At 61.7% G+C, this 14,959-nt stretch carries 12 protein-coding genes; 4 read left to right on the plus strand and 8 right to left on the minus strand.

Going from position 1 to position 14,959, the window contains the following annotated elements; genetic code table 11:
* Positions 1 to 164: 164 nt before the first annotated feature.
* From BP858_RS12060 to BP858_RS12080, 5 genes are all read right to left on the minus strand, one after another.
* Entirely contained in the window at positions 165 to 1,421 is a 1,257-nt protein-coding gene (locus tag BP858_RS12060) for a WD40 repeat domain-containing protein (RefSeq protein WP_286879574.1), read from the minus strand.
* 382 nt (positions 1,422 to 1,803) lie between these two features.
* A complete protein-coding gene (gene mobA, locus BP858_RS12065) occupies positions 1,804 to 2,439 on the minus strand; it encodes a molybdenum cofactor guanylyltransferase (RefSeq protein WP_062262621.1) in 636 nt (211 codons plus the stop codon).
* Between the two features lie 14 nt (positions 2,440 to 2,453).
* On the minus strand, positions 2,454 to 3,365 hold the full coding sequence (locus tag BP858_RS12070; RefSeq protein WP_214166536.1) for a ketopantoate reductase family protein: 912 nt from the start codon (positions 3,363 to 3,365) through the stop codon (positions 2,454 to 2,456).
* 27 nt (positions 3,366 to 3,392) lie between these two features.
* On the minus strand, positions 3,393 to 3,857 hold the full coding sequence (locus BP858_RS12075) for a methylated-DNA--[protein]-cysteine S-methyltransferase (protein ID WP_062262618.1): 465 nt from the start codon (positions 3,855 to 3,857) through the stop codon (positions 3,393 to 3,395).
* A complete protein-coding gene (locus BP858_RS12080) occupies positions 3,845 to 5,857 on the minus strand; it encodes an ATP-dependent DNA helicase (protein WP_062262615.1) in 2,013 nt (670 codons plus the stop codon). Before BP858_RS12080 ends, BP858_RS12075 begins: the two co-directional genes overlap by 13 nt.
* A 459-nt stretch (positions 5,858 to 6,316) precedes the next feature.
* Here BP858_RS12080 and fdhF point away from each other — a divergent pair, with 459 nt between their 5' ends.
* From fdhF to BP858_RS12100, 4 genes are all read left to right on the plus strand, one after another.
* Positions 6,317 to 8,377, plus strand: coding sequence for a formate dehydrogenase subunit alpha (gene fdhF / locus BP858_RS12085; RefSeq protein ID WP_286879575.1), 2,061 nt, complete (start codon positions 6,317 to 6,319; stop codon positions 8,375 to 8,377).
* Positions 8,378 to 8,379: 2 nt separating this feature from the next.
* Positions 8,380 to 9,648 carry a Coenzyme F420 hydrogenase/dehydrogenase, beta subunit C-terminal domain gene (locus BP858_RS12090; RefSeq protein WP_062262609.1) on the plus strand — a complete coding sequence of 423 codons (1,269 nt, stop codon included), beginning with the start codon at positions 8,380 to 8,382 and terminating at the stop codon, positions 9,646 to 9,648.
* Between the two features lie 771 nt (positions 9,649 to 10,419).
* Entirely contained in the window at positions 10,420 to 11,292 is an 873-nt protein-coding gene (locus BP858_RS12095) for a formate/nitrite transporter family protein (RefSeq protein WP_286879576.1), read from the plus strand.
* Positions 11,293 to 11,304: 12 nt separating this feature from the next.
* Positions 11,305 to 11,814 carry a hypothetical protein gene (locus BP858_RS12100; protein ID WP_062262605.1) on the plus strand — a complete coding sequence of 170 codons (510 nt, stop codon included), beginning with the start codon at positions 11,305 to 11,307 and terminating at the stop codon, positions 11,812 to 11,814.
* Between the two features lie 73 nt (positions 11,815 to 11,887).
* On the opposite strand, the gene BP858_RS12105 is transcribed toward BP858_RS12100, so the two are convergent.
* The 3 genes from BP858_RS12105 to BP858_RS12115 form a co-directional block, all read right to left on the minus strand.
* Positions 11,888 to 13,486 (minus strand): ATP-binding protein, encoded by a 1,599-nt coding sequence (locus tag BP858_RS12105; protein ID WP_062262603.1) that lies wholly within the window; start codon positions 13,484 to 13,486, stop codon positions 11,888 to 11,890.
* A complete protein-coding gene (locus BP858_RS12110) occupies positions 13,464 to 14,501 on the minus strand; it encodes a DNA double-strand break repair nuclease NurA (protein WP_286879577.1) in 1,038 nt (345 codons plus the stop codon). Before BP858_RS12110 ends, BP858_RS12105 begins: the two co-directional genes overlap by 23 nt.
* On the minus strand, positions 14,501 to 14,959 hold a 459-nt coding region (locus tag BP858_RS12115; protein WP_394339387.1), incomplete at its 5' end, for an ATP-binding protein. The genes BP858_RS12110 and BP858_RS12115, both read right to left, overlap by 1 nt.

Consider the following 14,959-nt stretch of genomic DNA (forward strand, 5'->3'; position numbering starts at 1 on the left):
CCACCACGGTCCACAGCATGGGGTGAAGCGGGGAAATGGGGTGTTTCATGAAAATATGAGATGCAATGGTCCAACAGGGCTCCGGGGCATCGAATGATCATCACGCAAAGACCGTGGCGGGTATCGGCCTCCCCGCCGAACCTGATCAACAAACCCGCAGGAAGTCAGGCGAGGAAGTCCTCCTGCGGTTTGAAGAGGAGGGAGAAGATGTTCTCCAGCCACCCGAGCATCTGCGAGGCGATGGAAACCTCCTCATCCGGGGGCAGAAGGGTCACTTCTGCCACTGCACTGGCGTTGTCGGTCGTGGGGGCCGGGAGGGAGGTCACGTTGCCCGTCGGGCTCTCCACCGGTTCGGTCTCGTTTACCGGGACCTCCTGACTCCCGCTGCTGAGCAGGGCCGCGTCCCGCGTGAGGAGATGGATGGACCGGTCACCGTCACCGCCCCCGATCACAAGGAACGAACCGTCGGGGGTTACCGCGATCGACTCCGCACGGCCGTTGAGGGTGATCGTCTGGATCTCGGCCCCGGAGCGGTCGAGGACGAGCACCGATCTGCCTGAAGCGGCAAAGACCTCTCTTGCCTCATTTGTCAGCGCTGTTGAGACGACGGCATCTCCGGTGGGATACTTCCAGAGGTGCTCACCCTCGCCCGTGGAGAGGTAGACGCACCGGTCAAAAGACCCGGCAGCCACGAACCGGCCGTCAGGGGTGAGGGCGATGCCCTTCACGCATTTGCCGGTCCCGTAACTCCAGGATTCTCCCTGTCTGCTGTTGAGGTAGTAGACCCCCTGGTCATCGCATCCTGCTGCAATGACACGCCCGTTCTCGGATATGGCGATGCCGTAACTGTCGGTTCCCATATCGTAGTCCCAGAGCGTTTTTTTGTTCCGGTCAAAGATATATACCGCACCGTTGTCGCATCCGGCGGCAACATACGTGGCTTTGGAAGAGAGATCCACGCTGTGGTAGACGAACGTCGTCTTCTCGGTCCAGAGCAGGTTTCCATCTTTGTCAAAGAGATAGAGTTTATCTGCAGCGACACCGATGTGCGACCCTTCAGGCGATATACCGACACCATTCACCCGAGAACCGACAGTGGTCTTCCAGAGCACGTCTCCCTGCTGGTCCAGGAGGTAGACCGTCGAGCCCGCACCGGCAACGACCGCAGTGCCGTCCTGCGAGACAGCCACGGAACTGACGGCACCATTGGCCCCCACGTCCCAGAGGGGGGCATACGTCCCCTCCGTAGCGGAGGCAAAACCGCACAGGGCAAGAATCAGGCAGCAGAACAGAAAGAGCGGTAGAGAGCGGCCGACGGCGGGTCCACGATTCCTGCATCCGGGCTGTCCTGCTCGCGCCACCCCCGAATCAGCCCCCCTTCCCGCACTGGAATTTGTTGAAGACATTTCCCCCGATGACATCAGGCCCTGACTACTCGGAGATACTATTTATAAGTTTTGGGCACATACAGCGGCTGCTTCCGCCGATGATGCACCGGCATCCCCCGGCCGGGTCCGGGGGACGCCCGTGAGGCGCACCTCCGGAGCGAACCGGTCGGGTTCTCCTCTCATGGCGCCCCTGACCGGGATCGAGACCGTTTTCAGAGGAGGGGAGCCATTACCGCAGACCGGACGGGTATCATCAGGAATTCATCGCACCCCGGGTCACGCCAGCGCCGATGGGCCGGGCCTCCCAGTTCAAGGCGCGATGGAGTGGAGGAGCCCTCCAGCTGCCCGGACCAGGGAGGAGCCGCACAAAAGATCCACGACGCAACAAAAGAGTATCTAAACGTTCCCCGCCCGCTTACGGGGTTCCCTGCCCGGACCCGCACGCATCATCCTGGCCGTGCTCCGCCGAGGGATCGATCATCTTCAGGTCTTCCAGTTTGTTGATATTCGTAAACGTCATCAGGTCCGGATCGATCTCGCGGATCTTCTCAACGCTCACATACCGGGTGTTAATGCTCCGTATCATCGTACGGAGCGAGAGCGAGTCATGCTCCTTCAGGTAACTGAGCAGTGCACTCGTCCGGTAAACCGCGTGGAGCGGCTCAAGCATATCGGCGTTCCAGCAGGGTATAGCGGCCTCATAATCCCCGATGGCATCAAAGAGCAGTCGCACCACTGCAGGGCTGATGCAGGGCATATCACAGGCGGCAACAAAGACATACTCACCATGCACCGCCTGCACCCCCGCATGCAGGCCGCCGATGGGGCCGAGCCCTCTCCTGACATCTGCTATGCACCTGATATCCCCAAGGTGGCAGAACCGTTCGCACTGCCCGGGGTCCCGGGCGACCACCACGATCTCATCCACCACCTCCTGCAGGGTATCGATGAGACGATCGATGAAGGTCTTGCCCTGGAACGTGAAGAAGTACTTCTCCCTCCCACCGGCACGCCGTGCCGCTCCCCCGACCAGGACAATCGCCGACCGCATACCCACCCCTGCCTTCAGAGTTGCTCCCGGAAGTGGATCAGTTCGGTGATGCAGGTGTTATAGGGCACGCCGATACCGTGCCTCCGTCCGAGGTCCGCCACCGCGCCGTTCAGGAAATCGATCTCGGTCCTCCGTCCCAGGGTGAGATCCTGGAGCATCGACGAGTGGTGGGCGGCCGTCGCCGGGAGCTGAGTGGTCCTGAGATACTCCAGGTAGGCGTCCGCCGTCTCCCAGGGGAGGGTGACGCCCTCAGCTTCCACCACCCGGTATGCCTCCCTGACGATCGCGGTGACGATTGCCCAGGCGTGCGGATCGGTGAGCGCCCCGTAGGGGACATTCGTGACGGCGCCAAGCGGGTTTAACGCACAGTTGTAGAGGGTCTTCGACCAGAGATCGCTCCTGATCCCGCCGGTCGCCTCAACCCGGATCCCGGCCTCACCGATGAGGTCCGCGAGACGCCCGACCGCGTCGTCCATGCCAGACGGGAACCGCCCCAGTTTCATGGGCGCCGCCTCCACCGAGACATGGACCGACGCGTCGCCCCGCCACTCAAACCCCGTGATGATCATCCCGCCGATGACCCGGTCGGTGAACCTGCCGATGATCTCCTCGTTCCCGATGCCGTTCTGGAGGCTCACCACCTCGCGCCCCCTGATGGCACCAGCGAACTGGCGGCAGACCGCCTCCGTGTCGGTGGACTTTGCGGTGATGATGTAGTAGTCGGCGTCCAGCCATGCGTCCGGCAGGTCTTCGGAGCAGCTGAAGCGGTATGCGCCTTCCCCCCATATCCCGGTCATCAGGAGACCGCGTTCCCGCACCGCATCTGCATGCCGCTTCCTGGCAACGGCATGGACGTCCGCGACGCGGGATAACTTTGCGGCGATGGTCAGGCCGACCGCCCCCGCACCCAGGACCACGATCTTCATATCCATTACTATCGGCAGGGTTACCAGTTAATCCCTCTCATTTTCCCGCGTGCAGGGTCCGGGCGTGCGGCGCTCCATGGCGAGCAGGGCCTCCTTGATCTCCAGGTCGGGGGAGAACCCCCCTAGACCGGTCTTCGCGACGACCCGGTGGCAGGGCACCACGATCGGGGTCGGGTTTCTGGCCATCGCCGAGCCGACCGCCCGCGGCGCGGTCCCGACCTCTCGTGCGATCTCACCGTAGGTTGCGGTCTCTCCACAGGGGATCGCCCGTACCGCACGGTAGATCCTCGCAAAGGTCGACTCACCCTCGGTCGCGACGCTTTCAAAGGAGGAGAGGTCTGCCGGCAGCCCGGCACAGTAGCGCTGGATCTCACGGGGCACCGGGCCGACGACTCCCTCGCGCGCGAAACGCACACGGTAGACGAGGTTATCCTGCCATGTCACGTGGACATGCCAGAGCCCGAACCGGCACGACCCCATCACGATCGCCATCTGCCGGCCTCCTTGCGGAAGAGGTCGATGGTGCAGGTCGTCATCTCCTCCTGCATCCACGGCGGCAGCCCGGCATGGACCCGGGACTCCAGGAACCGCCGCTCCCCGAGGACGAGCATTCCCCGGTCCTCCGGCGCCCGGAGCACACGCCCGAGCGCCTGCAGGGCGCGGTTGATCGCCGGGAGGGTATAACTGATGAACTCCCCCTCGGCCCCGAACTTCATCCGGAAGTAGTCGATCACCATCCGGCGGACGCGGTTGAAGGGCGCGAGCGGGAGGCCGATGACGAGCGCTCCCGCGAGCATCTCGCCGCGGTAGTCCAGGCCCTCGCTCCACTTGCCCCCGCAGACCGCAAAGAGGATGCCGGACCGACCCGATCCCGGGAGAGCCATAAACTCCCGGAGCATGGCGGCGGCGGTCGCGGTCTCTTTCGGTTCGACATAGATCTGCTTCTTTCTGATCCGGGGAGCGCACCGCTCTGCGAAGGTGTTGACCAGGTCGTAGGAGGGGAAGTAGACGGCAAGGTTCCCCGGGAGAGCGGCAAACGTGGTGATGTAGTCCACGGTCCGCGCGAGGTTCTGTGCGTCCCGGCGCATCGAGTAGGCGGTGGTGATGTCGTCGGCGCAGAAGATACGGCGGTTCTCAGGGGGGAAGGAGTTTGGGAGCGATAACGCGGAGACCGGAAGGTCGCCGAAGTAGTAGCGCCGGTAACTCTCGATTGGAGAGAGTGTGCCTGATATCAGGACACAGCAGGCGTGTGCCCGGGCGATATCCTGGAGTTTGGTGCTCGGGTCGATGTTCCTGACCTCGAGCGCCACCGTGCCATCGTCCTCCTTCCGGTAGACCGTCAGGTAGGCCGGGTCGGCCGCGGACCGGAAGATCCGGTAGAAGAACTCAGTCAGCCGCTCGATCGCGCTCTCCCGGAACTCACCCGCCTGCATGTTCTTCTCGCGGATCCCTTCGCTGATCTTGAGGAGATCATCCACGACCTCTTCCATATTCCGGTAGAGTGTGCCCGCGAGGATCATCCGCTGGAAGATCGCAGGATCGAACCAGTCCTCAACCTCGTGCGAGGCCTTGAGCGCATCCATGAACCTGGTGATCTGCGGCAGGATCTGGGTGATGGCATCTGCCTGGTGCTGCGACCGCCGCCGGCCGGCGAGTTCGTGCCCGGCCTGCACGATATCGCGCTCTTCGATCGTCACGCTCTCGATGCTCTGGACGACGTCGCCGCAGTTATGGGCCTCATCGATGAGCAGCAGGGCGTCGTGCCCCTCGATCCCGAGCGACTGGTAGAGCTGCTCCCTGATGATATCGTCGAAGAGATGGTAGAAGTTCACGAGCACCACATCGGCGTCCCGGGCGGCGTGCATCATCGTATCGTAGGGGCATATGTTGCCGCAGAACCCGGCGAGCTGGTCAGGCCAGATCAGTTCGGTGCTCACCCGCTCGGCACGGACACGCAGGGCCGCAGACGGGATCATCTTCAGCCCCGCATCCTCGGGCTCCACGAACGATTTGCCGTGGATGAAGTAGGGGCAGATGAGCGGGTGGTCCGGGTCCATCTTCCGGATCTGCTGCCTGATATGGCGGTCGTTTGCCGGGACGAGTGAACCCTTCTGCGCCCGCTCCCGCATCAGCGCCGTTGAGAAGGCCTTGACACCCTCGCATCGCCGGTAGATGTCCCCCTCGCCGCCGAGCGGGCACATGCTGGACTTGCCGATGAGGTAGGCGAACTTCAGGCCGCCGCGCTTCTTCCGGACGAGCTCGAGCTCGCGCATGAACGTGCCAAGCTGGCTTATGGTGCGGACGGCGACGAGCACTTTCCGCCCCCGGCTCTCTGAGAGAAGCGCGGAGACCACGCTCGATTTGCCGCTCCCGGTCGGCGCATCGATCATGGCGATACCGCCGTCGCGTGCGACAGATGCGGCCACTTCAAGCATCTCCCGCTGGTGAGGTCGGTATTCCCGGTACGGGAACCAGTCGTCAAGGGACTCCATTGATGTACATATCGTCGGCTGACCTCAATGTAGTTTGGGTCCCCCGGGCGAATCTGAACGGGCCGGGGGCGGGACGCCGTCGAGGGGCGTATATCGGGATCCACCGTGAGTTTCCGGGGACCGTGAACCGGTTGTCGGGAAAGCCTTACGGGCCCGGGCAATGGGAGGTCCCCCGGCCGTCAACCGCGTAACCCCGGGCATGGCTTCCTCCTGTGGGAGGGGGATGGGGCCGGAAAAACCGGCATTCCGGTTTTCATCCGCAAATCCCGGAGAGCATCACCTCATGGAGCGCTGTTACGCAATGAAACCCGGCCATACTCTCTGAGATAGATCTTCCGGCATAACCCAGGGTTCTCCCGGCCCTCCAGCGGTATTCCATCGATATTAATCAAAACGCCCAGGGAGACCATGCATGTTATATATCAATGACGTTATTAGTCCCCGCCAGAGGGAGCGACAATGGATATCAGATACGTGTCAACAACATGCCCGTACTGCGGCACCGGATGCGGATTCAACCTTGTCGTGCGTGACGGCAGGGTCTTTGACGTGGCGCACTGGCAGCGCGCACCCGTCAACGGCGGCAAACTCTGCCCCAAAGGCCGGTATGCCCATGAATTTATCAACAGCCCTGACCGGCTCACAAAACCCCTGATCAAAAAGGAGGGCAGGTTCGTCGAGGCGACCTGGGATGAGGCCTACGACCTGATCGCTGAGCGATTTGGGTCCTACAAACCCGACGAGATGGCCTGTCTCTCCTCAGCCCGGGCCTCAAACGAGGAGAACTACCTGATGCAGAAGTTCGCCAGGGTGGTGCTCAAGACCCCACACATCGACCACTGCGCCCGGCTCTGCCACGCATCCACCGTCGCGGGCCTCGCGGCGGTCTTCGGGTCCGGTGCGATGACCAACTCGATCCAGGATATCAGCGAATCAAAGTGCGTCTTCGTCCTCGGGAGCAACACCTTTGAGCAGCACCCCCTGATCGCGCGGAGTATCATCCGCGCCAGGCAGGGCGGCGCGAAGGTGATCGTAGCCGACCCGCGCTACACCCCGACTGCACAGCAGGCGGACCTCTACATGCCGTTTGTCTCCGGGACCGACGTCGCCATCTTAAACGGCCTGATGCAGGAGATCATCAGGAACGGCCGGGAGGATAAGGAGTTCATCGCACAGAGGACGAAGGACTACGAGAAACTCAAGGAAGTCGTCATGAAGGAGGACTACAGCCTTGAGAACGTCTCGCAGATCTCCGGCATCCCGGTCGAGAGCCTCAGGACCGCTGCAGAGTGGATCGCAGGGGCAGAGGTTGCCACCCTCATCTACTCGATGGGGATCACCCAGCACACCACAGGCGTCGACAACGTCAAATCTACCGCCAACCTGATGATGCTCACCGGCAACCTGGGCAAGCCCGGCGGTGGCGTGAACCCGCTCCGCGGCCAGAACAACGTGCAGGGCGCCTGCGACATGGGTTGCCTCCCGAACGTCTTCAGCGGTTACCAGAAGGTCACCGACGAAGAAGCCCGGAAGAAGATGATGGAGGCCTGGGGGGTCGACGATATCGCGGAGGCCAGGGTCGGCTATACCGTCACCGAGATGATGAACGTCCTCACCGATAACCCCGGTGAGATCAGGGCGATGTACATCATGGGCGAGAACCCGATGCTCTCCGACCCCGACATCCAGCATGTCGAGGAGGGGCTCCGGAACCTCGAGTTCCTGGTCGTGCAGGACATCTTCCTGACCGAGACCGCCGAGTTCGCCGACGTGGTGCTCCCTGCAGCCTGCTACGCCGAGAAGGACGGCACCCAGACGAACACCGAGCGGCGAGTCCAGCGCTGGAAGAAAGCACAGGATCCCCCGGGTGAGGCAAAGCCTGACTGGCAGATCATCTGCGAACTCGGCGCCTGGATGGGCTATGAGGAGCAGTTCACCTACAAGAGCCCGGAGGAGGTCTTCAACGAGGTCGCCGCGGTCACGCCCTCCTACCACGGCATATCCTACTCCCGCCTCGACCCGGACGGCCTGCACTGGCCCTGCCCGACCGCGGAGCACCCGGGAACCCCGATCCTCCACCGGGAGAAGTTCGCCATGCCGGACGGGCTCGGCGTCTTCAGCGCCATCGAGTGGAAACCGCCCGCCGAGGTGCCGGACGCCGAGTACCCCTTCGTGCTCACGACCGGGCGGGTCATATGGCAGTGGCACACCGGCACCATGACCCGCCGGTCGTGGAGCCTTGAGAAGGAGGCGCCCATCGGCTGGATCGAGATCAACACCGAGGACGCAAAAGAGCTCGGGATCAAGGATCAGGAGGTCGTCCGGGCGAGCACCCGCCGCGGCTCCATCGATATCCCGGCACGGGTCACCCCGGAGATCGTGAAGGGTGTCATGTTCATACCGTTCCATTACAAAGAGCACCCGGCGAACAGACTGACCCACAACGCGCTTGACCCGATCGCCAGGATCCCGGAGTTCAAGGCGTGCGCCGTGAAGGTCGAGAAGATTGCGGAGGCCTGAAGATGGTAGCAAAAGGCGATTTACTCTATGCATGGACGACGGACGAGAGCCTGCGGGAGAAGGCAGAGACCGGCGGGGCGGTGACCGCCCTGCTCGCTCACGCTCTCAAGAGCGGTATGGTGGACGGTGTCTTTGCGGTCAGGAAGGGCGCGGACGTCTATGATGCGCTGCCGGCGCTCATCACCGACCCGGCCGAGATCGGGGGCATCGCGGGCTCACTTCACTGCGGCACCCTGCTCCTCCCAAAACAGATGCGGCGGTGCCTCCTCAGCACCGAGCCGGATATGCGGATCGCAACAGTCCTCAAGGGTTGCGACGTCAAGGCGATCTACGAGATGGCCAAGCGTAACCAGGTCAACCTGGACAACATTATCATCATCGGCCTAAACTGCGGCGGCACCATCAGGCCGGAGATAGCACGAAGAATCGTCCGGGAGAAACTCGGCCTTGATCCCGACGATGTCGTCAAGGAGGAGATCGACAAAGGAAAGTTCATCGTCATCACAAAGGACGGTGAGCATGCGGCCGTCTCGATCGATGAACTCGAAGAAGGCGCCGCGGACCTCCTCGGGAACGAAGGGCTCGGCCGCCGGTCGAACTGCCGCCGGTGCAAGATCAAGATCCCGCGCCAGGCCGACCTCGCCTGCGGGAACTGGGGCGTCATCGGCGAGCGGGCCGGGAACGCCACGTTTGTGGAGGTCTGCTCTGAGAAAGGAGCAAATCTCCTGGATGCGGCCCTGAAGGCTGGAGCCGTTGCCACAGAGCCCGCGAATCCGAAGGGGGTTGAGATCCGGGGCAAGGTCGAGCGTGCGATGTTGAAACTCGGTGATACGTGGCGGGCACGCTACTTCGGGGCGCTCGGCGAAGGCACGGAGCGCCTGCGCCGGATCCAGGAGCAGACCTCCCGATGCATCAAGTGCTACTCCTGCATCGAGAACTGCCCGATCTGCTACTGCATCGACTGCAGCACCAGGAAGGACTACCTGGTCGAGCCCGGCGTGATCCCGCCGCCGTTCATGTTCCACCTGATCAGGTTTGCGCACATCTCAGACTCCTGCGTCAACTGCGGCCAGTGCGAGGAACTCTGCCCGGTGGAGATATCGAACTCGGTCTTCCTTCACGCCATCCAGACCGAACTTGAGAAACTCTTCGGGTTCCACCCGGGGGAGGATATGACCCCGCCGGTGCTCGCGCTCGTCGAGGAGAGTGCGGAGCGCGACCGGCTCATCGCCACCGGGAGCGACCAGATCTTCGATGTCTTCAAGGATTGAGGGGCGGCACCAGAGGGCCATCAATGCCCCGGGCAGCCCCGGGATATCGGGGCAGCGGGGGAACACACCAGGACGCCTCCACAACCCCCATAAGCCCGGTATATGCGTCTCCCGGGGGCGTGGCACCCGGCCGAAGGCAGACCCGAAGGACAACTGCTCTTCACCCCCTCTATCTTCAGGTCCCGTGCCGCGACCGGTCCGGCGACCGCCGCCCCGGGCATGAGCGCACCCCCGGGGGCGGGATAGCGGGCCCGCGGCAGCACACGGACAATCGTATCACGCTGCCCCTAAATCCCCCCGGGAGAGGCCTCTCCCGGAACCTGGGAGGGAACTAGAAAGGGACGTTAATGAGCAGGGTTCCAGAAAATAAAGACATTCCAGCCGCCGTGGCACCCACCTCGGGGATCGGTCCCGGCCGCGCATATATTCTGGGCGATTTTACCGACCTTCACCACCCGGAAAGGGATATGGACAGAGAAGAGAGGGATCGGTGCGGCTGCTCTGTCTGACCTCCCTAAACTTTCCCAAAAAATCACCCCAATTCCGCGTGGCCCAAAAAACCGTGGCAAAAACATCGTTTGACAATTCTCGGTGTTTAACGACAGAAATTAACTTAGACCAAAGATAAGCGCTCCAAACGAGATTATATTCTCCTCGCAGAACGATCAATTCGAAACATATTAATAGCCCTCTCAAATTACTCATTAATTGGACCTATACAGTCAGATTACTCGAAGGTATAGGTAGGACGTTTAGAGAGGTGTATGAAAAATGGTGTTCCATCCTCCAGTTGCTATAGTAGCAAAAGCTGGTGATACCGGGAAGTATAAGGTCGGACTACCGGCCTGGAACATGGTCCTGCGTGGGATCATGTCAGGAGCCTACATCGCAATGGGCGGTGCGCTTGCGACGGTCTGTTCGACCGGCATTCTTGCATCCGATGCTGCGATGAGGTTCGGTACTGCTGGCCCCGGTTTCGCCCAGTTCATGCTGGGTGCTGTCTTCCCTGTGGGGCTTATCATCACGGTCATGACCGGTGCTGAACTCTTCACCGGCGACGCGATGCTCGCCCCCATGGCAGCGTTCATCCACAAAGTCAGCTGGGCCGGTGTGCTCAATCTCTGGCTCTGGGTGTATATCGGCAACCTGATCGGGTCGATAATCTTTGCGTATATCATGGCGTACGGCCCGTGTGTCAGTTTCGATGCCGCCGGTGTCGCGACGCTCACTCCCTTCGGCTTGAGAGCAATAGGTATAGCGACAGCAAAGACGAGTTATGCCGGCGGTATGGCTTTATGGTCGGTATTCCTCAAGGGCATTGCCTGTAACTGGCTTGTCAACCTCGCCATCCTGCTCGGTATATGCGCTGATGACGCAATAGGAAAGATCGTCGGTATCTGGTTCCCGATCTTCGCTTTCGTTGCCAGCGGATTCGAGCACAGTGTTGCGAACATGTACTTCATCCCCACGGGCATCTTCTGCACCGGCCTTGACCCCACAAAGGCAGTCGATTCGGTTAACTGGGTCACCATGTGGACCAGCAACATCATTCCGGTCACGCTCGGCAACATCGTCGGCGGTCTGCTCTTCGTCGGTGTCATCTACTGGATCGCGTTCAGAAAGGAAATTGCTGCCCTGAAGTAAACCTGATAAACGATGCAGATCGGAGATATTAAAGTGAGGGTAACGGCCGTTGCACTGGCCGTTTTCCTCTTTTTTATGGTCCTGATCGCGGTGTACGTCCTCGCCACCGGGGATGCATCCGTGCTGATCTGGGCAGTTCCTTCGGCCGTCATGCTGATCCTCATACCGCTGGCGCTCAACTACATGAGCCAGAAGCAGTATGCGTCACTGGTGCCGGTCTACGAAGCAGAAGCAAAAACAACCCGCATCCGGGCGATCAACCTGAACATGCTCGGCCAGCCGGTGCGCGTGAAGGGCGTCGTCGAGCGGGTCTACTTCCAGTTCCTCAACCGGCCGCAGTACCTCGTCGCCGACCGGACAGGTGAGATATCGGTCAAGATGTTCACCTCACCGGCGGAGGACGTACAAAAGGGGGATGTGGTCGAGGTCCTCGGAACCATCGTCAAACGCTACATCCTGACCGGGGATGCGGTCATCAACTGTGTCTCCATCCGGAAAGTAGAGAACAATCAGCAATCCTGACGCCTTCGGGCGCCAAAGAGTTCAGTGAAGAGACGGTTGACCCGGGATATGAGATCCTGTCACCATCTCTCAATCAAAACGATGTATCAAGCCCTTCTTCTATCGGCCTTGACCCCGGCCTTCCATTGAGATCCTGAATATACTCCTCAAAGAGATGGATCCGGGTGCTCACGGGAAACGGAATTCCAAGGGTGCTGATAACCGCTTCTCCTGGCTCAAGTGTCTGGATCTCGGTATCCAGGCGCGAGAGGTCCTGTTTTGCGCTGCTTGCTATGATATCACGGTCCCCGCGGTCAGAGAGCCCCATCACGACGAAGGTGTTCAACTGGGCAAGGACCCGGGCATCGATGTTCTTTGGCTGCTGGGTGACGACGCAGAGCCCCACACCGAACTTCCTCCCCTCCATCGCAGCTTCCCGGAATGTTCGGGTGCTCCCGAGCCCCGACCCGAGCACCCGCTGGGCCTCCTCAATGGTGATCAGCACCTGCTTCTGCTCCTCCGCATCCCTGGCGTCCTCCCCCTGGTGGTTGCGCATGATCATGCGGGTTATGATCGAGAGCACAAAGAGTTCGCTCTGCTCGCTCATCCCCGGGATGTCGATCAGGACGACCTTATTCTCGTGGATCGCCTTGATGATATCAGGGATCGATGAACCGCTCGACCGGAGAAAACCCTTGTTCCGGTTGAGCATGCCCTTGATGCGCCGCTGCATCACGGAGAGCGTGCTCGGCGAGAAGTTCTTCAGGTCCCTCGCAATCGCAGGGTGACGGCCGGTGTAGGTATCGGCATCAAAGGTTGCAAAGTCGGTGTTCTGGAAGAAATCGATCACGGCAGAACCAGGCGTGCTCTCGAGCATCTCCACGACCTCGCGCTGGGGCTGGGAGTGCTCATAGAGCAGGAGGAGGTCGGGCGCCCTGAAGTCATCGTAGTCCAGGTAAAGTTGGTCGAGCAGGTATTTCTTCCTGAAACTGTCTGACCGTGTGGTAAAGACCGCGAGGCCGTCCCTTCCCGCCTGGTAGTGGAGAAGTCCCTGGGTGGCCGTGCCGCTCGATGACCGCCCTCCTGCCACGTACTCGCCGTGCGGGTCCACGATGAGGAGACCGAACTTCCGGGCCTGCATGCAGGAGGCACAGAAGACCTTCATGAAGTTGCTCTTCCCCATGCCGGTCGTGGCAAAGACCCCCATGTGCTGCCGCATCACCGTCGCATGGAGCGCCACCCTCACGTCCTTGAGCACACCCTGGCCGGTCTTCATCACGCCCACCTCGATCTCGCCCATCACCTGCCGCAGGAACGCAAAATCGTCGGCCTGTGGCTGCTCCACGCGCGAGAACTTTGCGGGGATCGTCCGGGGTTTCCGGAAGACGCCGTCTTCCCCCACGAACCCGAGCGGGATCGCCTCAACGAGGATGAAGACGTCCTCCCCGATCCCGTAGAAGTGCTCGGTGTGCGGGCGGGTGTCCCACTTTGGGTCTGAGAAGTTACAGCCGTGGAGGAGGTCACTCACTTTCGCAAAGAACGTCAGTCCCTTGACGCTGTCTGTGATCTTGAGCACGTCCCCGAGGTAGAGTTCTGCGTCGTGGGGGACGGCAAACCGGTAACTGAGTACCCGGTCCCCGATCAGGCGGTACTTCGAGGCGTCGCCTCCGTCAATATCGATCAAACTCATCATGGTAGTCACCAAAGATGCCGGTGTAGTCGGCGAGGCTCATGCCGAGCAGGTCCATGTTCCGGATGATATCCTGGCGGACCTGCTCGACCGCATCGATCCCGATCCTGGTGGTGAGGTGGGCGTCGAGGAGCGGGTAGGGGTAGCCCGTGACCCTGCCGTCGTCGGCGAAGTAGGCGAGCGCTGAGAAGACCCGCTCGACCATCTCCGGGCTGTAGTATTTGGGGATCTCCACCTTGAACGCTCTCTGTGCACGGGGGTGCAGCCGCGCGACGTACTGCTCGCCCCGCTGCTTCCAGCGATGCGTCTCCTCGCGGTCGATCAGGCCTTCGGCGGTGGAGACGCAGAGGTACCAGGGCTCAGGGACACCGAGGTCGCGGGCGAGCCCTTCTGCCGCCGGGACGATCGGGTGCCCCCCGTCCCAGGTGAGCGACGTCCGTTTCGTCACCGCGGCGATGAGCACCCCCCGGAGGTTGCAGAGGTTTAAGAGGTTCTCGATGACCTCGTCGTGGCTCGCGTGGCGGACCTGGAGCGTGCCGTCAAGCACGATGAGGTCCCCGGTCTCGAGTTCTCCGGCCATCTCCATCGCCGCCCAGTACTCGAGGGTATCCCGGATGACGGCAGTGTTCCGGACCGGGTCGTCGTGGTCGAGGTGCACCTTCGGGGGGCGACAAAAGCAGTCGCGGAAGAGTGCGTCAAAGTCTTCGTTCCCGGCCCCGGGGTTGACGGTGACGACCTGCAGGGGCGTCGTCCTGTGACAGACGCGTGCGCCGCCGGCATACGCGCTGACCGATGCCCGGACGGCGGCGACGGCAAAACTGCCTGCATCGAGGATGATGGCGTTGCTCCCGTCGACCGCGCAGACTGCTCCGTCGAACGCGGGGCGGCAGTGCCGGTAGGATCCCGCGTCAAACCCACTGCGCGCAGAGAACCGCTCAACAAGGTCCTCAGGGGCGCACTCCCGGATCCTTCCTGCGACCCGCCGGATCGCGTCCTGGTAGAGGGTTCGCTGGTCCATCACTCAAACTCCCTGACCGTGCTCGCATGGTCCGCCCCCATCTCGACCACGAGCGTCGTCGAGAACTCGTCCTGGACCTCGGTGATATGGGATATCAGGAGGATCTGGGGGAAGTGAGCCTCCTGGGTCCTGAGCGCCCGGAGGAGGTTGCTCCGCCGCTCTTCGTCCTGGCTCCCGAAGATCTCGTCAAATATCAGGAACGTGGAGTCGTGCACTTCGTTCACCCCGGCAAGGAACCGGGAGAGGGCGATCCTGAGAGCGATGGCGATATCATCCTGCTCTCCGCCGCTGAACCGGTCGGCCGGGTAGTCATCGCCCATGTCGTGGACGAGGACAGTGAAGTCGTCGTCAAGCATCACCGTCCCGTACCGTCCGTCGGTGATCTCGGCAAGCACCCTCCCTGCCTCCTCCTCGATCCTGTCCCTGACCACCTGCAGGAGGTAGTCGGTGTAGTCCCT

Source organism: Methanoculleus sp. UBA413, assembly GCF_002502935.1.
Classification (GTDB): domain Archaea; phylum Halobacteriota; class Methanomicrobia; order Methanomicrobiales; family Methanoculleaceae; genus Methanoculleus; species Methanoculleus bourgensis.